This is a genomic window from Sinorhizobium chiapasense (assembly GCF_045277575.1).
Classification (GTDB): domain Bacteria; phylum Pseudomonadota; class Alphaproteobacteria; order Rhizobiales; family Rhizobiaceae; genus Ensifer; species Ensifer chiapasense_A.
Window position 1 is genome coordinate 3,725,437 of sequence record NZ_CP144205.1, and the last position, 19,750, is coordinate 3,745,186.

Genomic DNA, 19,750 nt, shown 5'->3' on the forward strand with positions numbered 1-19,750 from the left:
GGTCGTGTCTCCTCTCGGTTGAAATTAATGCCAAAAAAATACCAATTGTCCAGCAGAATTTAACTTTTGGCGCCTGAAAAAACTGATTGTCTAAATTAGCGCTTAAATTTCAATGCATTGCGTCGAAATCGAAAGTGCTGAACGGATTCGGACTTGGTTATTGGTATTTTTTTGGTATCCTCAATGGGCGGAGGTGCTCATGACAAATTACCTGATTGGAATCGATGGCGGCGGAACGAGCTGCCGGGCGGCCGTGGCAACGGCGGATGGGCGCATTCTCGGGCGCGGCAAGGCCGGCGCCGCCAACATCCTGACCGACCCGGAGACCGCGCTCGCCAATATTGGCGAAGCCGCGGGCGCTGCATTCGAAGAGGCCGGCCTCGATCCTGAGGGCATCACCGCCGCGAAGGCGATAGTCGGTGTGGCCGGCCATAATGTCGGTGACGCCGTGCACTACGTGAAGCGTCGTCTGCCCTTCGCTGCCGCGGATATCGAATCGGACGGTTTGATCGCGCTGCAGGGCGCGCTCGGCAACCGGGACGGCGCGGTCGCCATCCTCGGCACCGGCACCATCTATATCCTGCGCCAGGGCGAAACCGTCAGCTATGTCGGCGGCTGGGGCTTCACCATCGGCGATCACGGCAGCGGCGCACGCATCGGCCATGCCCTTTTGCAGGAAAGCCTGCTCGCCTTCGACAATATCCACGAGGCGTCCGCCGTTACAGATAGCGTCATGGCGGAATTCAACAATGACCCGCGCGATGTCGTCGATTTCGCCCGCCTTGCCAAGCCGGGCGAGTTCGGCCGCTATGCGCCGCGCGTCTTCGAAGGCGCTGCCGCCGGCGACCCCGTTGCCGTGCGGCTCCTGAAAGCCGCGGCGGTCACCGTGGATGAGGCGCTCGACGTGGTCGTCGCCAGGGGATGCGAGCGGCTGTGCCTGCTTGGCGGACTGGCGCCGCTCTATCGACCCTGGCTTGCCGAGCGGCATCAGGCGCTGCTCGTCGAGGCGGAAGCGGACGCATTGACCGGCGCGGTCGCACTTGCCGCCCAGCGCTTCGGCTCCCAGGCGAGGGCAGGCGCATGACGCATCAGCTCGCATCCATCCTGCCGCTCGAGGGTCTGCAATCCGGAGGAGCGGGGCCGCTCTATCTCAAGCTTCGGCAGTCGCTCGAAGAGGCGATCCAATCGGGCAAGCTCAATCACGGCGACGCCTTGCCGCCGGAGCGCGACCTCGCCGACTACGCCAATATCAGCCGTGTGACCGTGCGCAAGGCGGTGGACGATCTGGTGCGCGACGGATTGCTGGTGCGCCGCCACGGTTCCGGCACCTTCGTCGTCAAGCCGGTATCCAAGGTGCAGCAGTCGCTGTCGCGGCTGACCTCGTTCACCGAGGACATGGCGCGCCGCGGGCTCAATACCCATGCGCGCTGGCTGGAGCGCGGCCTGTTCCATCCTTCGCCGGACGAGATGATGGCGCTGGGCCTGCCGGCTGATGCATTGGTCGCCCGCCTCGGACGCCTGCGCATTGCCGACGACATGCCGCTCGCGATCGAGCGTGCCAGCATCTCGGCCGAGTTCCTGCCGGATCCGCAGGCCGTCACCTCGTCGCTCTATTCCGCGCTCGACAAGACCCGCTCGCGACCGGTTCGGGCCGTTCAGCGCATCTCCGCCTGCAACATCAAGGACCCGGATGCCTCGATGCTCGGCGTTGCCGTCGGCTCGGCCGGCCTTTCCATCGAACGCGTCTCCTATCTTGCATCGGGACGTGTCGTCGAATTCACCCGCTCGCTCTACCGGGGCGACGCCTATGATTTTGTCGCGGAACTGACGCTTTCGGAATCCTAAAGCGACCGCCCGCAGAAAGGAATTGACCATGCAGACCAACATGCGCCGAGAAATCGACGAGATACCCGAAGCCGCCCAGCGCTTGCTCGAGCGTTCCGCCGATCAGTTGAAGGCCGCTGGCGCTGCTCTGCGCGCCAAGGATCCGGCCTTCCTGGTGACGATCGCCCGCGGTTCATCCGACCACGCGGCGCTCTTCCTGAAATATGCGATCGAACTGCAGGCCGATCGGCCGGTCGCTTCGCTCGGCCCGTCGCTCGCCTCGATCTACGGCGCCAAGCTGAAGCTCGGCGGTGCGGCGGCGATCGCGATTTCGCAATCGGGCAAGAGCCCGGATATCGTCGCCATGGCTAAAGCCGCGACCGACGCCGGCGCCGTCTCGATTGCGCTCACCAACACGCTGCCCTCGCCAATTTCCGAGGCCTGCACTCACCCGCTCGACATTCTGGCTGGCCCCGAGATCGCGGTCGCGGCCACCAAGTCCTACGTCAACTCGATCGTTGCCGGCCTTGCCGTCCTTGGCGAATGGACCGGTGACGCCGCGCTTCAGAGCGCGGTTGCCGACCTGCCGAACCAGTTCGCCAAGGCGGTGAAGCTCGACTGGCAGGCCTTTGCCGACGATCTCGGCGAGGCGGAATCGCTCTACGTGCTCGGCCGCGGGCCGGCTCTGGCGATTGCCAGCGAGGCGGCGCTGAAGTTCAAGGAAACCTCCGGCATGCACGCCGAAGCCTATTCCGCGGCGGAAGTGCTGCACGGACCGGTGGCGCTCGTCGGCGCCAAGTTCCCGGTCTTGACGCTCGCAGCCCGCGACGCGGCGGAAACCTCGGTCGCAGGCATCGCCGACGGTATGGCGGAAAAAGGCGCAGTGGTTCATGTTACCTCGAGCCGTGCGGCCAAGGCCAAGCGCCTGCCGTTCGTCGAGACGGGCCATCCGATCACGGACGCGCTGACCTTGATCCTGCCGTTTTACGGCTTCGTCGAAGCCTGGTCGCGCTCGCGCGGTCTCAACCCCGATGCGCCGGCAAGCCTCAAGAAGGTAACGGAGACGAGATGAGCGAGAGGAAGGCAATCACCGGCGCCCGCCTGTTCGACGGCGTCGAATGGCACGACGGCTGTGCCCTCGTGATCGAGGCCGGCCGCGTCAAGGCGATCGTGGCATCGGCCGATGTTCCTGCCGATGCCGAAAGGATCGATGCGCATGGCATGTTGCTCGTACCGGGCTTCATCGACCTGCAGGTCAACGGCGGCGGCGGCGCGCTTCTCAATGAGGAGCCGAGCGTCGAGGGCATCCGGCAGATCTGTTCGGCGCATGCCAAGTTCGGCACCACCGCACTGCTGCCGACGCTGATCACCGATACGCGCGAAGTCAGAAGCGCCACCATCAAGGCGGGGCTTGATGCCAAGGCCGCACACGTGCCCGGTTTCCTCGGGCTGCATCTCGAAGGCCCGCATCTCTCGGTCGCGCGCAAGGGCGCCCATGATCCGAAACTGATCCGTCCGATGGACGATGCCGATCTCGCGGAAATGCTCGATTGCGCGAAAGCGCTCGGCGTTCTGATGGTGACGGTGGCGCCGGAAAACGCCACCAGAGAGCAGGTGCGGGCGCTGGCCGATGCCGGCGTCGTCGTCAGCCTCGGCCACACCGATGTCGGCTACGAGACCGCCGTTGCCTATGCAAGAGCAGGCGCCAGGACGGTGACGCACCTCTTCAACGCCATGAGCGGTCTCGGTCATCGCGAACCGGGCGTGGTCGGCGCCGCGCTTGCCACCGGCACGCTGCATGCCGGCCTGATCGCCGACGGCTACCATGTCGAGCCGGCCTCGATGGGCGTGGCGCTTCGCGCCAAGACCGGTCCGGGCCAGATCTTCCTTGTCACTGACGCAATGTCGCCGATCGGCACCGACATGACCAGCTTCCAGTTGAACGGCCGCGAGATCCTGCGCGAAGGTGGCCGGCTGACGCTTGCGGACGGCACGCTCGCCGGCGCCGACACCGACATGCTCTCCTCGGTCCGCTTCGTGCACGAGAAGCTCGGCCTGCCGGTGGAAGAAGCCTTGCGCATGGCTTCCGCCTATCCGGCCGATGCCATGGGGATCGCCACTCACAAGGGACGGCTGAAGCCTGGCGCCGACGCGGATTTCGTGCTGCTGACGCCGGAGCTCGGCATGGGCTCCACCTGGATTGGCGGCGTTCAGGTCTACGCCGCCTGATTGTCACACCGTCAGGCAAAAGCCCCGGACAACGCAAAGCCTGTCCGGGGCTTTTCACGTCGGGTGACCTTGTCTCAGCGCACTGAAAGCCTTGCCTTCATCGCCCGGACCGTTTCCATATCAGTGCGCCGCCGATCTGCCGAGACGAAGCCCATCTCGACCAGCCGCCGATCCTGAGCCGGATCACGAACGGAGCAGGAGGAATGCACCTCGCTGACGCTCAACCGGTCGAGAAGACCATCGACCGTATCGAGCGTGACGCCGGACCCCGGCATGATCGACAGCCTGCCCTTGGCGAGACTGACGATTTCGGCCAGCCGATCGATTGCCTGCGGCGCGCTCTTGGCGCCGCCCGAGGTCAGGATGCGCTCGAAGCCGAGTTCGACCGCCACCTCCATCGCCTCGGCAAAATCCGGCACGAGATCGAAGGCGCGGTGCAGCGTCATGCCGAGGCCGGCTGCGTGGCCGGTAAGCTTGATGAGCATTGAGGCATCGAGGCGACCGTCGGCAAGCGAGGCGCCGAGCACGACGCCCGCCAGGCCGGCGGCCCGCGCCGCATCGATATCCCGGCGCATGACGTCGAGGTCTGCGGCGGAGAAGACGAAATCGCCAGGACGGGGGCGGATCATCGCGTAAACGGGTACCGGCGGCGGACCGGCCAGCGCCATCAGTCCGGGATTGGGCGTCAGGCCGCCGACGGAAAGTGCTGCGCAGAGCTCGATGCGGTCGGCGCCGCCCTCAATGGCCGCCTTCAGCCCGTCGGTATCATCGACGCAGACTTCGAGCTTGATGCCGTTCATGCCTTTTCCTCTTCCAGTCCGAGCAGTGCGGCGCCGATCAGGCCAGGCTCGACCCGGCACTCGCCCCGCACCACCAGCGGCCGGTCGAATTGCCTCAGAATCCGGCTACGGACCGCGCCGTCGATTTCGGCAAGCAATTCCTCAGAATTGGAAAGGCCGCCGCCGACCGGCACGATCGTCGCGCCGGTGATATTGATGACGAGCGCCAGCGGCGAGCTGACGAGATCGACGAGAAGCTCGACCGTACGCTTCGCCTCGGCGTCGCCCGCCCGCCAGGCCTCGATGATCTCATGGCTCGAAAGTGTCTTGCCATGTGCGGTCTGGTGCAGCCGCTCCAACCCGCGCGCGCCGCCGACAGTATCGACGCAGCGCTTCTGGCCGCAGCCGCAGTCATAGGCGGGAATCGCGATCGGCGGATAACCGGCCTGCGCCGCGATCGCCGGGCCGTGGCCCCATTCGCCGGCAAAGCCGCCATCCGCATTGATCAGTCGGCCGTCGATCACCAGGCCGCCGCCGACCCCGGTGCCGAGGATGGCGCCAAAGACAATACGATGCCCACGCCCGGCGCCGGCGCCGGCTTCGGCGAGCGCAAAACAGTCGGCGTCATTGGCGATCTTCACTGGCAGGTGCAGCGCCGCTTCCAGTTCGGCGACCAGTTCACGCCCGTCGATGCAGGGGATGTTGGCGCATTTGATCCGCCGCGTCTCCGGATCGATGACGCCGGTGATCGAGATCGCCACGCAGTCCGGGTGTCCGCCGGCCTCGTCGAGCACCGATTCGAGCACCTGCACGAACTGGCGGAAGTTGTCGAGCGGCGTCGTCCGTCGCGGCAACGGGAAGATCCGATCGCGCGAGTGGACGATCGCGCCCTTGATCGCCGAGCCACCGATATCGAAACAGACGATCATGCCTCACCCCGGATGATCGCTTCGGCCGAAAGCGCGACCGAAAGCAGCCTGTCGTCCTGGTGATGCGGGGCCGCAAGCTGGAAGCCGACGGGCATTTCCGCCGCACCGGTACCACAGGGAATGGAGATGCCGCAGAAATCCAGGAAGTTGCCGATCGAGGTGTTGCGGAGCGTCTTGGCGTTGGTCTTGAAGAACAGCTCGTCGTCCTCGATCAGCGGCGCGATCGGCGGCGCCACATGCGGAAGCGTCGGATGGGCGATGAGCTCGTTCGGCTTCAGGCTATCGACCGTCTCGTGGATCAGTTGGTCGCGCGCGTCGAGCAGGGCAATGTAATCGGGCATGGCGATCTTCTCGCCGAGCCGCGTGCGGGCAACGACGCGCGGGTCCATGGCATTGGCTTCGGGACCGGCAAGTCGCTCGCGGTGAAGGGCATAGGCTTCCGCCGTCACCAGGGCGCCATGGCGCGCCATCAGCCCGAAGATCGCCGAAAAGGCCGGGAAGGCGCGGCGGGTGATGGCAACACCGGCTCTTTCGAGCCGCCGGATGGCATCCTCGAAGGCCTCTACGACTTCTGTCTCTGCATCGTCGAAGACCACCGTTTCCGGGATCACCAGCGAAACACCCGAGAGGTCGGCGCGGCGCACCGTCGGCGCCGTCAGCCCATGCATGGCGGCGTCGACCCAGACCGCATCCTGAACCGTATGGCAAAGCGGTCCAAGCGAATCCAGGCTTTCGGCCAGCGGATAGACGCCCTTCATCGCGTACCGGCCGCGTGTCGCCTTGTAGCCGACGATGCCGGTCATCGCCGCGGGAATGCGGACGGAGCCACCGGTATCGGTGCCGATTGCCACCGGCACCAGCCCGGCCGCGACCGCGACCGCAGAGCCTGACGACGAGCCGCCGGGAATGCGTTCGACGTCCGTGGCCGCTGGGTTCCTCGGCGTGCCGTGATGCGGGTTGATGCCAAGGCCCGAAAAGGCGAACTCGCTCATATTGGTGCGGCCGACGCTGACCATGCCGGCGGCGGCAATGGCGGCAACGACGGGCGCGTCGCTCCCTGCCGGCGCGCTTGTCTGCAACACGGTCGAGCCGGCGGTCGTGACGCTGCCGGCCATGTCGAACAAGTCCTTCCACGCAACCGGCAGGCCGTCGAGAAGCCCGAGCGAACGTCCCGCCCTGAGGCGTTTCGAGGCGGCGTCCGCATCGCGCGTCGCGCGCTCAGTCGTGAGTTCGACGAAGATGGCATAGTCGCCATGCGCGTCTATGGCCGCATAGGTTTCCTTGGCGAGGTCGACGGGGTCCAGCTTGCCGCTCTGAACGAGCACGGAAAGGCTGGCGAGTGTCTTCTGTTCTGTCATGTCATCCTCCGCGTACCATCGTTATTGCCTGCTACGGGCAACCGCGCATACGCCCTAGCATATCGTCGCCCTTGGCGTTTTCCATGCTCCACATAGGCGAGACGCATGAATCTTGCATAAAGACCATGCGCAGGCCGGGCACGCCTTGTCGGCCGCAACGCCTCTCACTACATGCCGCATCGGACCTTGGCCGAGACTGGAGAGCGATGATGATATTGGATGCGGCACGGCTTGCGCTCGCCAATCTGCTGGCGCCCGAGACGAGGTCGGTGTTCTGGAAGGTGCTGGGCCTGACGATCCTGGCGCTCGTCGCCCTCTGGTTTGCCCTGCGCGAACTGTTCGTCTGGCTGGCGCTGCCGTGGATCGATACGCTGATGCCGGGCACGCCCGTCTGGGCCGGCTGGCTGACGTTCGTTCTCGGTATTTTTGCAAGCCTCGGGTTGGCGCTCGCGCTTGCTCTGCTGCTCGCGCCCGTCACCGCGCTGATCGCCGGCTTCTTCCTCGACGACGTTGCCGAGGTGATCGAGACGCGGGACTATCCGAACGAGCCCAAAGGGCGGCCTTTGCCGCTCGGCGAGGCGATCGCCGGCTCGGCGAAGTTCCTCGGCGTCGTCATCCTCGGCAACCTGGTGGCACTCTTCCTGCTGCTCGTTCCGGGCGTCAATCTGGTCGCCTTCTTTCTGGTCAACGGTTACCTGCTCGGGCGCGAATTCTTCGAATTCGCGGCGATGCGCCATCGTGCGCCGGTGGAGGCCCGGCTCTTCCGTGAGAAGCACCGCTCCACCGTGTTCCTCGCCGGCCTTCTGCTTGCGGCCTTTCTGGCGGTGCCCGTCGTCAACCTGCTGACGCCGCTCTTTGCTGCCGGTCTGATGGTGCATCTGCATAAGCGACTTTCGGCGAAGGACCCCGGATTTTCGCTGTCGGGCAGTGCTGCGGCGAAGGCCTGAGGAGGCGTCCTTGCTTGACATCATGCCGGCTGTGGCCAATCTGCCGGCAAAATCCCATTGTGCTGCGCGCAGGCGGCGCATGGCAGGACGGAGTTGGTGCACATGAACAAGACGGACGAACGGATCACCCATCTCGAAGAAACGGTCGCCCATCAGGCCAAAACCATCGAGGAACTTTCCGATCAGCTCGCCGAGCAATGGAAGGTGGTGGAGCAGACGCGCGCCAAGCTCGACCGGCTGACGGAGCGCTTCCTGACGCTCGAGGAGCAGTCGCTCGACGCGCCGGCGATCACCCGGCCGCCGCACTATTGAGCGCAGCCGCAAAAGCCGGAGCAAACAAAAAGGCCGCCGGTCCAACGAACCGGCGGCCTTTCTCGTTACCTAAGCGCTGCTCTTAGTAGGGGCAGGACTCGTCGCTCATGTAGTCGTGAACTTCGACCTTGCCGGCAATGATTTCGGCTTTCACCTTTTCCACCGCGTCAAGCATCTCGGGCGTGATCAGCGCCTTGTTGTTGTCGTCGAGCGCATAGCCGACGCCGTCTTCCTTGAGGCCGAGGTTGGAAATGCCGAATTCGAACTTGTCGTCCTTGGCCGCCTTGAAGGCTTCATAGACGGCGACATCGACGCGCTTCAGCATCGAGGTCAGGACCTTGCCCGGCTGCAGGCCGTTCTGGTTGGAGTCGACGCCGATGCCGAGCTTGCCCGCATCCGCTGCCGCCTGCAGAACGCCGACGCCGGTGCCGCCGGCAGCGTGGTAGACGACGTCCGCGCCCTGGTCGATCTGCGACTTGGCGATTTCGCCACCCTTGACCGGGTCGTTCCAGGCGTCGGGCGTCGTGCCGGTGTAGGCTTCCAGAACCTTGACATCAGCACCGGTCGACTTGGCGCCGCCGACGTAACCACAGGCGAACTTGTGGATCAGCGGAACGTCCATGCCGCCGACGAAGCTGACGGTCTTCGACTTGGAAGCGAGGCCGGCGAGAACGCCGACGAGGTAGGAGCCTTCCTGTTCCTTGAAGACAACCGATTTGACGTTCGGCTTTTCGACGACCATGTCGATGATCGCGAACTTGGTGTTCGGATATTCAGGGGCGATCTTCTCGAGCGAAGCTGCCCAGTTGAAGCCGGCCATGACGATCGGGCTGTTGCCGTCGCTGGCAAAGCGGCGCAGCGCCTGCTCGCGCTGGGCGTCGTTGGCGATTTCAAACTCGCGGTATTCGACACCCGATTCCGTCTTGAACTTCTCGGCGCCGTTATAGGCAGCCTCGTTGAAGGATTTGTCGAACTTGCCGCCTAGATCGTAGATGATCGCCGGCTTGATGTCGGCGGCCAATGCCGTGGCGGACATCATCGAAAAGGCAAAGAGACCGAGAATTGTTTTTTTCATCGTGCAGCCCTGTTGTCGCTATTGATCTTATTGGGTCCTCCCGCCGGCTGCCTGACGGTAGCCTGTCTGCGGAACCCACCCCCTTCTCCTTGGGGCTAGGGTGGCGCATCCTTGCACGGCCACGGCAAAAAAACACTCAAAATTTTTCAGATGGTAAAAATTGAAGCCACAGATGCCGCTGCCCTTAAGGCACCGGTTCTGTTGTGCTTTTGAGGACGCGGGCAAGTGTGTGCGCCCCTCCGGCGCGGCCTCAGGGTTGTGGGTATCCCTCTTGCGCTCGAGATGCCCAAAGCGGCGCCTCTGTGTCAGAGCGGGATCGGGAAATGTGTGCTTGTTGCCCGATCCCGCTTTGGCCGAAACGAAGCGATCATGTTTATGGTTCGGGTCGAGTTGACCCCGACCACCCTGGTCTAGTGGCCAATGGGGCAGGTCACCCCGGTGCCGCGCAGGCCGCAATAGCCGTTCGGGTTCTTCGCCAGATATTGCTGATGATAGTTTTCGGCGAAGTAGAACGGGCCGGCCTTGCCGATCTCCGTGGTGATCCTGCCGCCATGGTTGGCGTGCTTCAGTGCCGATTGGAAGGCCGTGCGCGCAGCTTTGGCCTCCGCCAACTGCTCGTCGTCATAGGTATAGATCGCCGAGCGGTAGGTGGTGCCGATATCGTTGCCCTGGCGCATGCCCTGGGTCGGGTCGTGCTCCTCGAAGAAAGTCCTGAGCAGGGTCGCAAGCGGAACCTTCTCGGGATCATAGAGGACCAGCACCACCTCGGCATGGCCGGTGAGCCCCGTGGTCGTCTCCTGATAGGTCGGGTTCCGCGTCAGCCCGCCGGCATAACCGACGGCCGTGACATAGACGCCGGAAATGTTCCAGAGCAGCCGTTCGGCGCCCCAGAAGCAGCCCATGCCGAGCAGGATCTTCCTCGTGCCTTCCGGGTAGGGGCCTTTCAGCGGCCGGCCGGAAACGAAATGCGTCTCGGCCGTCGGGATCGCCTCGTCGCGACCCGGCAGCGCCGTCTGCGCGTCGGGCATGATCGTCTTCTTGTTGAACATGTCGATCAGGAACATCAGCCTACTCCCTTCGTCGGTGCGGAGGTGAGCCCCGCGAAAATCAGGCGGCGAAGCGGCCAGCCGCCGGCCGTTTCTTGTATCCGGCCATCCACAGAACGAGCGCGAGCAGTGCCAGCACCGCGAAGGCCGGCTGCATCAGCACCCAATGCAGAATCAGATGCCAGATCGTCGGCGCCGTATCGGAACGCTCAGCAAACTGGACCCAGCTCGCCGTATCGGCGCCAAGCGCTTCCAGATCGTCGCCGAGCGAGGTCATGACCAGCTCCGATGCGGCGACCGACTGGATCGCATCGACGACGCCCGCAAGCACGGCGGCAAACAACACGACGGCGCTCGCCAGTCTCAGTAGAAACCGCATCGATCTAAATTCCCTTCGTCCCATCGGTGGGCGCGTCGTCATGGTCAGGCGCGGCGCCCGGCGGCATCTTCCTCGATCGCATGGGTCTCGGACAAGGCCCGGCGGCGAAATTATGCGGTGATCTGCACACTGGCCGATGCGGCGTCTGGACCTGCCCGGGAGCGTGACGCTCGTCCCGGCGCAAGAGATAAGCGTGCCGCCCGGCACGCACAATGGGGACGACGGGTCGCTCGTCTCACAAGATGTCAACAATCTGTCAGAAAGCAGTTGATCCCAAGCAAATCATCGGTATATAGACGCGCGTCCGCCGGTTCACGCCGGCTGGCACCGAAGGGCCTCGCCCTTCCCATCCAGCCGGATTGACCGTCGGCTGCTGACGGATGGACAGGTGGCCGAGTGGTTGAAGGCGCACGCCTGGAACGCGTGTATACGTGAAAGCGTATCGAGGGTTCGAATCCCTCTCTGTCCGCCATCATCTGTTTGTTTTCAAGGACTTAGATGGCAGACTCAGCCCATGGCCTAAAGCTTGCCATAAGACAAGAATCTGTTCTTAGTCAGTGAAAACATAGGGGGAACACGCCCCCCGGCTTGCGAACTTCTTGTGCAACCTGTAGATACCAATTGTGGCATACGCTTTCGCGCACGCCCGATTCGGAGCTTTCTGACCAACTTAGCTTGGGAGGACTTTAGCTTCGGCGGAAGTGACCGAAGGGGTGGCAAGCTCTTCTTGCCTTCGTAAAGAAGGAGAGGGCCATGCGCATAGTGTGCCCGATTCACAGGCCGGTATCGGTGATCCGATATTGGCGTTTTAGACTGGGGCAATGGGAGCAAGTTTGCGCCCATTGCAGACGTTGGCCGCGTTCCCGCGCAGTCATCGTTTAAACCCAGCCCAAAGTGACCAAACTTAGCCCCGCTTTTGCGGGGCTCTTTTTTTGCATCCACTGTGGATACGTAAAACGAGTAGACTGATTTGCAACATGTTGCAACAGCTAGCATTGTCAATTATGCGCGAGTCGCAGCGAATCGCGAATCGAATACGGAAAAAACTCCTTGTCGATCAACGGCTTGACTCTTGTCCCGTCGCATACAGGAATTTCTCTCCAAATCAAGGAGAAAAAAAGTAATCCTTCCAATGTGGTGTTGAAAACTAGCCGTCGCAAAGCCTGGTATTCACAGGAATGAACCGGCCGGCTGGCGAGACCCGCGGGTCGCTGTGACTCGCGCAAGTCATTCAGAAGGCAAAGACCGTCACGTCGTTCCCCCGGAACAGATTGCCCCGCCCTCCGTTTCTCCTGCAGCCTCGACAGGAGAAACCAACCCATGGCCAACGAAGACGAATACGGCACACCCAACGAACCTCTTTCCGGCGTGCGCAAGGCTGCCCAGACAGCCACCGACGCTGTCAGTCGTGAAGCGAACGCTCTCGTGACCGGCGCCGCCGACCATCCATATACGGCAACTGGCTTGACACTGACGGTCGGCTTGCTGTCGTTTGCTATTGGCTACGTGATGGGTCGATCGTCGGTCGACACCAAGCGAAGCTACTGGCGCTAATAAGCCGTCGACTGGTGAGGCCGGCGGGTCGCTGTGTGGCTTGCATTGGATCAGGCAGCTGTTTTCACGTTCGGTATGATGAAGTCGGTGACCATGTGCTGCATCGCCGACTTGAGCGTGACCAGCTCGCGACCCTTCTGGGTAAGGATCGTGCAATCATTTTCGTGGCGCGTGACTTCGTAAAGCTTCCCGCCAATGCAAACTATCGACCCAACTGGATACGACTTTCTCATGTGACACCATTCCTCTTGTTTCGGTGACGGGCGACGGCACCTGTGAAATGCCGCCACCCGCCCGCTGCACCGGTCCAAGCGGCGCAGCGCCCCGCGCGGGGTCTCGGATAAAAGGCCGCGCTCGACGATGAACGGAGCGCGGCAAGGTGCCCGTGCAGCGGGCAGGAAACTCAAGAGGCCAGCCGTTCGGCCGACTTCCGAACCTCTGATAACTGATAGGCCAGTTCATCAAGGCCAATGTCGTCGAGCATGGTTGTCTCGTAGATGTCTGCCACGCAGCGCACGTTGCTGAATACCTCCTCAAGGAGGGCGTAACAGATACGAGCGCGCATCAGGCAGTCCTGGAGCTCGTCTGGGTGGTGAGGGCGGCCGTTGCCAGCGCCCTGCACGTTGCTTCTGCCAGTCTCGTTGGACTGGCGTCTTAATCTGCCTTCGTCGAGTTCGACGGCGATGGGAGGCACTACTCTTAATCTTGCTTTGGTGGTCATGGGCGGTCTCCTCATGTTGCGATGTTGCCGAAAAAGCGGTATGTCATTAAAAAACACCAACATCACACCAATGTCAACACTAAATACTGACATTGGTGTTTTTTAATGAGGTTGACCGTGACACCCGCGCAATGCCGCGCCGCGCGCGCACTTGTAAACTGGACACAGCCGCATCTTGCCGAAGCGGCCGGCGTATCACCCTCGACGCTTCGTGATTTCGAGTCCGGCAAGCGGGTGCCGATCGCCAACAACCTGGCCGCTATCCGCGCTGCGCTCGAGGCGGTTGGCGTTACATTCTTGGAAGACGGCGACGTTGCTGCTGGGCCAGGCGTCGCAATGCACCCGACGAACTAAGATGTTCTTGACCGCGCCAATTTCTGCCAATAGCTTCCCGTAGCGCCCACCAAGCGCAGCCTTCCGAGGCGTACCACCACATCGAGGAGACAACGATCCTGCAGTCGGCATCCGTGCCGCCGGCAAATGTCTTTTCTCGCTCATGGAGGTGGCTATGGTGCCAACCGCTCCGCTCGATACGATTTACACCGCTGATGAGGCTGCGGAACGTCTTCGCTTGACCAACCGTGGCGTGATCAAACTCGCCAAGGAACATGGCCTATGTTCCCGCTCCGGCCGCAACTATCTGTTCTCCGAGAGTGATCTTTTAGCGCTATGGCAGGTTCTACGCGAGCCGCCGAAAGTCCCGAAACTGCCGACAGCGAAAGCGCATGTGCCTGATCTGAGGCTCTATGAAACTTTGCAGAAACTTACCGCCAAGAAGAAGGGGCGAGGTCGAGTCGGGAGGGCTCGCACATGACCGACGCCCCCCGCCTAATCGGCCGCAAGGAAGCCGCGACATATTGCGGTATCGGTGAAAGCACCTTTTCCCTTTGGGTTTCAACGCACAAGATGCCTCCTGCCGTCCCTGGCACCCGCAAGTGGGACAAGCGCGCCATTGATGCCAAGCTCGACGAGATTAGTGGCATTGGTTCTTCAGCAGAACCGGAAGGCGCATATGACAAGTGGATGCGCGAGCACGGCAAGCAGGAGACGGACCTGCAGAAGTGGCGGCGCGAACGGGACGCTGGGCGCGCCGGGGCAAAGAGCAGCAGCGACTACGACGATTGGCGCGCGAAGAAAGAAAAGCGCCGTGAGAAGCACCGGCCGCTACTGGGCCTAGACGCTCGGCAGGAGCGAATTCTTCGCTTTATGGCGGAGCACCCCGACTGCGACACCTTCGACACGATCCCTGGCGCCGGTCAGAAGGTTCTAGACGCGCTGATAGAGAAGGGGGTTACCCGCCTGGTCGGCACCAGCGGAAATGCGTTTCGCTACGCACTGACCGACGAGGGACGTGCGGAACTGCATCGCTTGAAGAAGTGGAAGAACTTGGCGCCTTGAGCGCCGAACTACTTCGTCTCCTTCGATCCGAATAGGTATCCCAGGGCAAGGCCAACCGGGCCAAGCATTGTTGTCAGGATCTTGTAAAAAAGGTCGAACTGCGTTCCGAAATCGAACTTGAAGAACGAGATCATGACTAGGGCAAATGACGCAACGATGGCTAATGTCGCCACGTTTCCCGCCTTCTCTGGCCCAGTGCCAACTACAAGTCCAACCAGGCCGCGCTGCATCTTGTGCATCCCGGCCGCATGGTTGTTTTTCATCTCTTCTAGTGCCAGCGCATCTGGAGCCCGCACGGTCGGTTCAACTCGGCGGGCATCCTCGATCGACACTAGGTGAATGTCAGTTGGTTGCGGTTCTAACAAAGTAATCTCTGATCAACTCGTTAGGAATCTGGGACATTCCACGATTCCTAGCAATATCCCAAGGAGAACCCGGTTCGTGCGTCATCGCCGACAGGTTCACCGCTGGAATGCCAATATACTTCTCCCAGGCAATGTCGAGGGACTCGTAAAGTGACTTGTTGTCAGGATTAATCACGTAGGGCCGATCCTCGCCAGGGGCGGTAATGTACGACGTGACGGCTCCCGAGCCGAATTTTTTTAGGTCGTGGTACACGTCGCTTACAACCGGGCCGTAGGGCCAAACGAGAAACGGCATGTCGATTGCGGGCCGGCCTGTTGTAGCGAGATGCCAGCCGTGCGTGTAAAACAGCAGCTTCTGGGCCTTCATCGGAGAAACGTCCGTGCGGCCTTCCTTGAAGGCACGCTGTAGCAGTGTGTTGACCACATGTCGGGTGTTGTTCAAAGCAGCAACCTCCCTCTGGTGCCACAAGCCAAGCGAAAAGGCGCGGAAACATGAGTCCCCGCGCGTGATTCTCGCGTTTATATAGTTGTAGAATTCTAAATGTTCTACAAGTGTTCGGTTAGTTTTTTGAGGGGTCCGGTTACCGGCGCCCTCGGCGGGCAGCCTTCGCCCCTTGACCACCACCCAGAGTCGAGCAAACATCCTGCCAGCAACAATCTGGGGGCGACTCGTGAAACTCAAAATCCTAACCGCGGCTGGCATAGTCGTGACCATGACTTCATGCGCCACAAGCGAAAGCATGTCGCGCATGAACACCTATAAGTTTCCGGTCCATCACGTGAAGATGGCCGACGACACTTACCGCGTCTACGAACACAAGACTGACAGTTCGCTGATGGTCGCGCCGAGCCTCGGCAAAACCATGGCAATTGGCGCAGCCCAAGGCGCCACCCTTGGACTGGCCGATACTATGACGCCGGAGAAGAGGATCGAGGCAGCCGCGCAGCAACATTTGGCTGACACTGGCCGTGGTGGCTGCAAGATCACGCGCGGGTACCTGTTGAGCAAGCCGCTATTCGAGTTTTGGTTTGAGTGCCCGACGGTGGCGCCGAAGGCATAGTTACGCCCGATACCCGGCCGCCACCTTATCGAACCAAGCGGCGATCTCTTCGGCCGGCTCTCGAGCCGCCATGTCGCCGGTGTCGTCGCGGATCTCTTCGGCGATTGCTATGAGAGTAGCCGCGGCTTCCTTTTTGGTCAGCACTTCTTTGGCCACCAGCACATCAACGATGCGGCTGGTGGCAGCCATGGTTGCGAACATGGCTGATTCAGCGCCGCCATGGAGCTTCGCAAGTAGGTCTTTCATTGATTGTGGTCTCCTGCTTTACGCGCTCGCCGCTGTCGCGAACGAGATCCCATCTAGCGATACCCAAGTGTCGCTCATGCCAGTCATGTTGGTTCGCAGCGTGATCGCTCCCGTCGTCGCGATGTCGAGCAACACAGATGCGAGCTCGCTTCTCACGATGAAATGCTGGGCTTTCACCGGACGTAACGGCGCCGGCAAGTTGAGGATCACGGTCCCCGCGGTCTTGGTGCCACTGGGGACGAGCCGGCCGGAAAGCCGCGCGATCCCGTCGCCGTTCATTTCTGCAGAGCCTGCCGGCGTACCGAGCGTCCAAGACGATGCCAGCGCCCATGTCGGTAGGTCCTGCGGCGGCATCAACTTCGTGATCTTCGCCGAGGCACCGGCCAGGATCGCGCGGGCTACCATGCGGCCGATCAACATGTAGGCAAACGCCGTCGGGTGCAGGTTGTCGCGGAGCCCTGGATCAAGAGAACCGTCAGACAGCATCGTCGCGAGCGCCGGTTTCAGTTGCTGCATCGTGTCGATCACGACGCAACCCTTTTCCGCCGCCACACGCTGGACGTAGGAACGATACTTTCCCGCCCCATTCATGTTGCTCGCATTGACGCCATTAGCGAGCGTCTTGTCATAATATGGCGTCTGAAGGACGATGTAGACGCGAGCGCCAACGACCTGGAGAGCATCGATCGACGATATCAGCCGAGCCCTGAGGGTCGCCGCAGAAACAGAGGCCTGCTGATCGTTGACGCTGACCATGATGACCGCATCGGTCAATCCGGTCTTATCATAAGCAGTAATCTGGCTCAGGACACCATCGCTGTTCGCCCCATTCACGGCGAGATTGTCTACCTTCGCACTCGCACTCAGAGCACCTTCAAGAACCTGCCGCATGTAGGTAGGCCAATCGCCTTGGATGGGCGCGGTGAAGCTATCGCCGAAGGTGGCGACTTTTAGGGCTGGGATGCCGTATGGGACCGCGATATTGCGGCGAATAGCCCAATTCCGGATCGCTATCTGGATTGAAGCGGTAGCCAGGCCACCGAAGCCCCAATGCGTGACAAACCCGGCGGCCTTGTACCGCGCGATTTCGCGACCGTTAAGGAGCAGCCCGACAGTGCGGCCGTCGTAGTTGCGCAGCGTCCACATCGCATTCACTGGGCTGTAGGCCGTATGGAACGGTTGACCTACCCACAAGGTCGACGACGAAGTAACTGCTGCTCCGATGAGCTTCTCTTCGATAGTGAATCCGCTATCGCCATTCGCACGCAACTGCACGTATCCTTTGCTGGTCCTAAGGTGTGCAATTCGATTGAACACAGAGCCGACGTCATCCATGTAGACGGACAGCTCTGCGGCCGGTTCTGCGGGCAGCAGGGAAAGTCTCATCAACCCGTCATTCGCGAGCGAACGAGTGAACGAATCCGCGGTGACGTTGCTGGCGGTACTCGCCGAATACGTATCACCGCCAGGATACGCCAGCGTCAGGTGCTCCGGCTCGGTGGTGCAATCGACCGCACGAACCGTTGATCGGTCCAGGCCGCCTTCAGCATCAAGCCAAATCCGTCGCGACGTCATGTCCGACTGATATGCCGGCGACATGACGTACTGATACACGTCTGTCCCGACATAATTCAGGGTGAATTCCGCGCCACGTGCTCGGATGTTGGGATTGACGACAAACGGACCACGGAAGCCGCTTCCTGGCTCTGCGTCGATGATGAAGACGCCTGGTCCACCGAGCGAAGGGCTGCTGGCGACGTTGTAAATGCGCCCCCGCGGGAGTTTTGGTTTTGATCCCGTCCTGTTGCAGTAGTCACGCCACGCGACAAGCGCCGCGCTGTTGTCGATGCCGGTGTTATTGGCAACAGACCCAAACATCTCCGGCACTGCTTCGTCGGCAATTAGCTCCCAGCGACGGGTATTGCTGTTGGACCTTACTTGACCAGGCAGAACAGGCGAGCCGTCCTCCGTGATCTCCTTAACAAGCGGCCAGTCGCCCTTATCGCCAACGCTCGCATAGCCGTTGAGGCGAATAAAATTGATGCCGACAGGAATCGTGAGTGCAGAGATGCCGGAAACTGTGCCATAAATCGGCACGTTACCTTGGCTGACTATGTCTCCAGCCCACCCTTCAACAAGGTCGCGGGCCGCTTCGGCTCCGTCTTGCGCGGTTTCCGCGCCAGCCTGCGCGGCTTCAGCCGCATTAGCAGCAATCTGCGCAACGTCGGTCGGAAGGTCCGACTGCTTGACCCAAACACCTCCTGTTTTCTCGTAGACGCCGCGGAGTGCAATAGTGGGATCGGTAACGGCAAGACCAATGTCTCCATCAGCGAAGTTGCCAACAACTGCATCCAACTCTGCTTTCGTACTCCGGACGACGGCCGCGTTGGTGGAAAGGGTGAGGGCATAGACAGAATTCTCAAGATCACCGCCCCATGTGCGAATCTCGCTCTTCTTAATCTTATGCGGACCCGATGACGGAATGCCGTCGGTTTTATAGTCGCGCCAAACGGTGGCTGCGTTGAGAACCATGATGTCTCCTATGAAAAGAAAAAGCCCGCGAGGCGGGCTGTAATTTGTGGAGGAGGGCTAGATGGTCAGCGCCAATCGGCGCCGCCTTTGGTGGCCTGGTGGCGAGCGACGGCGGCAGGGGCCTGCTGGTTTGCCGCACCCACTATCCGCGGAGCGGCACTGGCCACCTCCTGCTTGCTCACTTTCTTGACGTAAGCCTGCAGCTTACCTTCGTCGTCGACGCTAACGCCGACCTGCACCTGCATCGCCTGCTGGCCGCCTCGCATCATCCGCATAGACTGCGCGCTTGGGATGACTTGCGAACCCTTGGGCAGATTGACCAATTCCGGCCCACGCTCACCCACAACGGCTAGGCCGCCGGGTGCCGAGCGGGTGCCGTTCGCAAAGCCAGGGATACCACCGAGCAGGGCGCTGAAGATGCCGCCAAGACCGCCCCCGCCGGCGCCGAGTGACGGAATCGACATGAGTTGCTGCACCACCTGCATAAGGATCTGCAGCAGCTCGCGCCCCTCCAGCTTGCCATCAGCGAGCGCCGTTGCCAGACCATTCATGGCGGTCTGCGCCACTTGGCCGAATTGGTCGTATTGCGTGGTTAGCGCCTCGGTCTCCTGGCGCGTGCTTGCCGTTATGTCCCGCAGACCTTCCCATGCGTCCTTTGCCTGGCCGAGTCCCTCAGTGAAGCGATTGCCGTAATCGCCGACGCTGGTCCCAAGTTGGTCCTGCCGGCCAGTCTTGCCGACGGCCCCAGGGCCACCAAACCAAGCCTGCGCTGCGCCTTCCTGCCCAAAGCGATCAATGTAACCACCGAAGATTTTGTCGAAAACCTTGTCCTGAATCTCCGGATTATTCAGGAATTGCTCGCTGGTGAGCGCAGTGCCGATCGCTTCTTTTGTCCAGTCGGCAATGTTGGATCCCATGACCTGATATCGGCCAAACGCACGGTCGCCAGATGCGGTAACTGGACCGACAGCACGATACCCGCCGCTATACTGTGC

Annotated in this window: 23 protein-coding genes and 1 tRNA gene; 12 read left to right on the plus strand and 12 right to left on the minus strand. The window is 61.7% G+C overall.

Annotation, left to right across the window (positions count from 1 at the left end; genetic code table 11):
• The first annotated feature begins 199 nt into the window (after window positions 1-199).
• From QM996_RS17810 to nagA, 4 genes are read left to right on the plus strand one after another with little or no spacing between them, the layout of a single operon-like run.
• Window positions 200-1,084, plus strand: coding sequence for a glucosamine kinase nucleotide-binding domain-containing protein (locus tag QM996_RS17810; protein ID WP_500268564.1), 885 nt, complete (start codon window positions 200-202; stop codon window positions 1,082-1,084).
• Complete coding sequence (locus QM996_RS17815; protein WP_429810686.1) at window positions 1,081-1,845, plus strand: GntR family transcriptional regulator; 765 nt, start codon at window positions 1,081-1,083, stop codon at window positions 1,843-1,845. Before QM996_RS17810 ends, QM996_RS17815 begins: the two co-directional genes overlap by 4 nt.
• 28 nt (window positions 1,846-1,873) lie before the next feature.
• Window positions 1,874-2,896, plus strand: coding sequence for an SIS domain-containing protein (locus QM996_RS17820; RefSeq protein WP_500268565.1), 1,023 nt, complete (start codon window positions 1,874-1,876; stop codon window positions 2,894-2,896).
• Window positions 2,893-4,053 carry an N-acetylglucosamine-6-phosphate deacetylase gene (gene nagA / locus QM996_RS17825; protein WP_500268566.1) on the plus strand — a complete coding sequence of 387 codons (1,161 nt, stop codon included), beginning with the start codon at window positions 2,893-2,895 and terminating at the stop codon, window positions 4,051-4,053. The genes QM996_RS17820 and nagA overlap by 4 nt, the downstream gene beginning before the upstream one ends.
• Window positions 4,054-4,127: 74 nt before the next feature.
• Here nagA and QM996_RS17830 read toward each other — a convergent pair whose 3' ends face one another.
• From QM996_RS17830 to QM996_RS17840, 3 genes are read right to left on the minus strand one after another with little or no spacing between them, the layout of a single operon-like run.
• Window positions 4,128-4,853: a copper homeostasis protein CutC gene (locus QM996_RS17830; RefSeq protein WP_500268567.1), complete on the minus strand. Its 726-nt coding sequence runs from the start codon at window positions 4,851-4,853 to the stop codon at window positions 4,128-4,130.
• On the minus strand, window positions 4,850-5,761 hold the full coding sequence (locus QM996_RS17835) for an ROK family protein (protein ID WP_500268568.1): 912 nt from the start codon (window positions 5,759-5,761) through the stop codon (window positions 4,850-4,852). Before QM996_RS17835 ends, QM996_RS17830 begins: the two co-directional genes overlap by 4 nt.
• A complete protein-coding gene (locus tag QM996_RS17840) occupies window positions 5,758-7,119 on the minus strand; it encodes an amidase family protein (protein WP_500268569.1) in 1,362 nt (453 codons plus the stop codon). Before QM996_RS17840 ends, QM996_RS17835 begins: the two co-directional genes overlap by 4 nt.
• Before the next feature lie 209 nt (window positions 7,120-7,328).
• Between QM996_RS17840 and QM996_RS17845 the strand changes: the two genes are divergently transcribed.
• Together QM996_RS17845 and QM996_RS17850 are read left to right on the plus strand one after the other, a co-directional pair.
• Window positions 7,329-8,066, plus strand: coding sequence for a sulfate transporter family protein (locus QM996_RS17845; RefSeq protein ID WP_500270351.1), 738 nt, complete (start codon window positions 7,329-7,331; stop codon window positions 8,064-8,066).
• A gap of 102 nt (window positions 8,067-8,168) precedes the next feature.
• Window positions 8,169-8,378 (plus strand): SlyX family protein, encoded by a 210-nt coding sequence (locus tag QM996_RS17850; RefSeq protein ID WP_173515137.1) that lies wholly within the window; start codon window positions 8,169-8,171, stop codon window positions 8,376-8,378.
• A gap of 82 nt (window positions 8,379-8,460) precedes the next feature.
• On the opposite strand, the gene QM996_RS17855 is transcribed toward QM996_RS17850, so the two are convergent.
• The 3 genes from QM996_RS17855 to QM996_RS17865 all read right to left on the minus strand — a co-directional run bounded on the left by QM996_RS17855 (window position 8,461) and on the right by QM996_RS17865 (window position 10,878).
• Window positions 8,461-9,453 carry a BMP family lipoprotein gene (locus tag QM996_RS17855; protein WP_173515138.1) on the minus strand — a complete coding sequence of 331 codons (993 nt, stop codon included), beginning with the start codon at window positions 9,451-9,453 and terminating at the stop codon, window positions 8,461-8,463.
• A 410-nt stretch (window positions 9,454-9,863) separates the two neighbouring features.
• Window positions 9,864-10,517, minus strand: coding sequence for a peptide-methionine (S)-S-oxide reductase (msrA, locus tag QM996_RS17860; RefSeq protein WP_500268570.1), 654 nt, complete (start codon window positions 10,515-10,517; stop codon window positions 9,864-9,866).
• A gap of 43 nt (window positions 10,518-10,560) precedes the next feature.
• Window positions 10,561-10,878: a hypothetical protein gene (locus QM996_RS17865; RefSeq protein ID WP_500268571.1), complete on the minus strand. Its 318-nt coding sequence runs from the start codon at window positions 10,876-10,878 to the stop codon at window positions 10,561-10,563.
• 382 nt (window positions 10,879-11,260) lie between these two features.
• Between QM996_RS17865 and QM996_RS17870 the strand changes: the two genes are divergently transcribed.
• Together QM996_RS17870 and QM996_RS17875 are read left to right on the plus strand one after the other, a co-directional pair.
• Window positions 11,261-11,350: transfer RNA gene (locus QM996_RS17870), tRNA-Ser, on the plus strand.
• A gap of 848 nt (window positions 11,351-12,198) precedes the next feature.
• On the plus strand, window positions 12,199-12,432 hold the full coding sequence (locus QM996_RS17875; RefSeq protein ID WP_500268572.1) for a hypothetical protein: 234 nt from the start codon (window positions 12,199-12,201) through the stop codon (window positions 12,430-12,432).
• 403 nt (window positions 12,433-12,835) lie between these two features.
• On the opposite strand, the gene QM996_RS17880 is transcribed toward QM996_RS17875, so the two are convergent.
• Window positions 12,836-13,153 carry a hypothetical protein gene (locus QM996_RS17880; RefSeq protein ID WP_500268573.1) on the minus strand — a complete coding sequence of 106 codons (318 nt, stop codon included), beginning with the start codon at window positions 13,151-13,153 and terminating at the stop codon, window positions 12,836-12,838.
• A 117-nt stretch (window positions 13,154-13,270) separates the two neighbouring features.
• Here QM996_RS17880 and QM996_RS17885 point away from each other — a divergent pair, with 117 nt between their 5' ends.
• From QM996_RS17885 to QM996_RS17895, 3 genes are all read left to right on the plus strand, one after another.
• Window positions 13,271-13,507: a helix-turn-helix domain-containing protein gene (locus QM996_RS17885; protein ID WP_104662874.1), complete on the plus strand. Its 237-nt coding sequence runs from the start codon at window positions 13,271-13,273 to the stop codon at window positions 13,505-13,507.
• Window positions 13,508-13,661: 154 nt separating this feature from the next.
• The gene (locus tag QM996_RS17890) at window positions 13,662-13,967 is read left to right on the plus strand and encodes a helix-turn-helix domain-containing protein (protein ID WP_500268574.1); all 306 of its coding nucleotides are present in this window, start codon (window positions 13,662-13,664) and stop codon (window positions 13,965-13,967) included.
• On the plus strand, window positions 13,964-14,551 hold the full coding sequence (locus tag QM996_RS17895; protein ID WP_500268575.1) for a hypothetical protein: 588 nt from the start codon (window positions 13,964-13,966) through the stop codon (window positions 14,549-14,551). Before QM996_RS17890 ends, QM996_RS17895 begins: the two co-directional genes overlap by 4 nt.
• Before the next feature lie 8 nt (window positions 14,552-14,559).
• On the opposite strand, the gene QM996_RS17900 is transcribed toward QM996_RS17895, so the two are convergent.
• Both QM996_RS17900 and QM996_RS17905 read right to left on the minus strand, forming a co-directional pair.
• Window positions 14,560-14,883: a hypothetical protein gene (locus tag QM996_RS17900; protein ID WP_134885735.1), complete on the minus strand. Its 324-nt coding sequence runs from the start codon at window positions 14,881-14,883 to the stop codon at window positions 14,560-14,562.
• Window positions 14,884-14,893: 10 nt separating this feature from the next.
• Window positions 14,894-15,667, minus strand: a complete 774-nt coding sequence (locus QM996_RS17905) for a Panacea domain-containing protein (protein ID WP_500270352.1) — start codon at window positions 15,665-15,667, stop codon at window positions 14,894-14,896.
• Between QM996_RS17905 and QM996_RS17910 the strand changes: the two genes are divergently transcribed.
• On the plus strand, window positions 15,666-15,977 hold the full coding sequence (locus QM996_RS17910) for a hypothetical protein (RefSeq protein ID WP_500268576.1): 312 nt from the start codon (window positions 15,666-15,668) through the stop codon (window positions 15,975-15,977). The genes QM996_RS17905 and QM996_RS17910 overlap by 2 nt on opposite strands.
• Here QM996_RS17910 and QM996_RS17915 read toward each other — a convergent pair whose 3' ends face one another.
• The 3 genes from QM996_RS17915 to QM996_RS17925 form a co-directional block, all read right to left on the minus strand.
• The gene (locus tag QM996_RS17915) at window positions 15,978-16,223 is read right to left on the minus strand and encodes a hypothetical protein (protein WP_500268577.1); all 246 of its coding nucleotides are present in this window, start codon (window positions 16,221-16,223) and stop codon (window positions 15,978-15,980) included. It lies immediately after the preceding gene.
• Window positions 16,224-16,241: 18 nt separating this feature from the next.
• Window positions 16,242-18,755 carry an SGNH/GDSL hydrolase family protein gene (locus tag QM996_RS17920; protein ID WP_500268578.1) on the minus strand — a complete coding sequence of 838 codons (2,514 nt, stop codon included), beginning with the start codon at window positions 18,753-18,755 and terminating at the stop codon, window positions 16,242-16,244.
• Window positions 18,756-18,820: 65 nt separating this feature from the next.
• Window positions 18,821-19,672 carry a hypothetical protein gene (locus QM996_RS17925; RefSeq protein ID WP_500268579.1) on the minus strand — a complete coding sequence of 284 codons (852 nt, stop codon included), beginning with the start codon at window positions 19,670-19,672 and terminating at the stop codon, window positions 18,821-18,823.
• Window positions 19,673-19,750: the final 78 nt, after the last annotated feature.

Coding starts and splice junctions, on each gene's coding strand:
- QM996_RS17810 (WP_500268564.1), top strand. CDS start 200: ATGACAAATTACCTGATTGGAATCGATGGCGGCGGAACGAGCTGCCGG.
- QM996_RS17815 (WP_429810686.1), top strand. CDS start 1,081: ATGACGCATCAGCTCGCATCCATCCTGCCGCTCGAGGGTCTGCAATCC.
- QM996_RS17820 (WP_500268565.1), top strand. CDS start 1,874: ATGCAGACCAACATGCGCCGAGAAATCGACGAGATACCCGAAGCCGCC.
- nagA (WP_500268566.1), top strand. CDS start 2,893: ATGAGCGAGAGGAAGGCAATCACCGGCGCCCGCCTGTTCGACGGCGTC.
- QM996_RS17830 (WP_500268567.1), bottom strand. CDS start 4,853: ATGAACGGCATCAAGCTCGAAGTCTGCGTCGATGATACCGACGGGCTG.
- QM996_RS17835 (WP_500268568.1), bottom strand. CDS start 5,761: ATGATCGTCTGTTTCGATATCGGTGGCTCGGCGATCAAGGGCGCGATC.
- QM996_RS17840 (WP_500268569.1), bottom strand. CDS start 7,119: ATGACAGAACAGAAGACACTCGCCAGCCTTTCCGTGCTCGTTCAGAGC.
- QM996_RS17845 (WP_500270351.1), top strand. CDS start 7,329: ATGATATTGGATGCGGCACGGCTTGCGCTCGCCAATCTGCTGGCGCCC.
- QM996_RS17850 (WP_173515137.1), top strand. CDS start 8,169: ATGAACAAGACGGACGAACGGATCACCCATCTCGAAGAAACGGTCGCC.
- QM996_RS17855 (WP_173515138.1), bottom strand. CDS start 9,453: ATGAAAAAAACAATTCTCGGTCTCTTTGCCTTTTCGATGATGTCCGCC.
- msrA (WP_500268570.1), bottom strand. CDS start 10,517: ATGTTCCTGATCGACATGTTCAACAAGAAGACGATCATGCCCGACGCG.
- QM996_RS17865 (WP_500268571.1), bottom strand. CDS start 10,878: ATGCGGTTTCTACTGAGACTGGCGAGCGCCGTCGTGTTGTTTGCCGCC.
- QM996_RS17875 (WP_500268572.1), top strand. CDS start 12,199: ATGGCCAACGAAGACGAATACGGCACACCCAACGAACCTCTTTCCGGC.
- QM996_RS17880 (WP_500268573.1), bottom strand. CDS start 13,153: ATGACCACCAAAGCAAGATTAAGAGTAGTGCCTCCCATCGCCGTCGAA.
- QM996_RS17890 (WP_500268574.1), top strand. CDS start 13,662: ATGGTGCCAACCGCTCCGCTCGATACGATTTACACCGCTGATGAGGCT.
- QM996_RS17895 (WP_500268575.1), top strand. CDS start 13,964: ATGACCGACGCCCCCCGCCTAATCGGCCGCAAGGAAGCCGCGACATAT.
- QM996_RS17910 (WP_500268576.1), top strand. CDS start 15,666: ATGAACACCTATAAGTTTCCGGTCCATCACGTGAAGATGGCCGACGAC.
- QM996_RS17905 (WP_500270352.1), bottom strand. CDS start 15,667: ATGCGCGACATGCTTTCGCTTGTGGCGCATGAAGTCATGGTCACGACT.
- QM996_RS17915 (WP_500268577.1), bottom strand. CDS start 16,223: ATGAAAGACCTACTTGCGAAGCTCCATGGCGGCGCTGAATCAGCCATG.
- QM996_RS17920 (WP_500268578.1), bottom strand. CDS start 18,755: ATGGTTCTCAACGCAGCCACCGTTTGGCGCGACTATAAAACCGACGGC.
- QM996_RS17925 (WP_500268579.1), bottom strand. CDS start 19,672: ATGGGATCCAACATTGCCGACTGGACAAAAGAAGCGATCGGCACTGCG.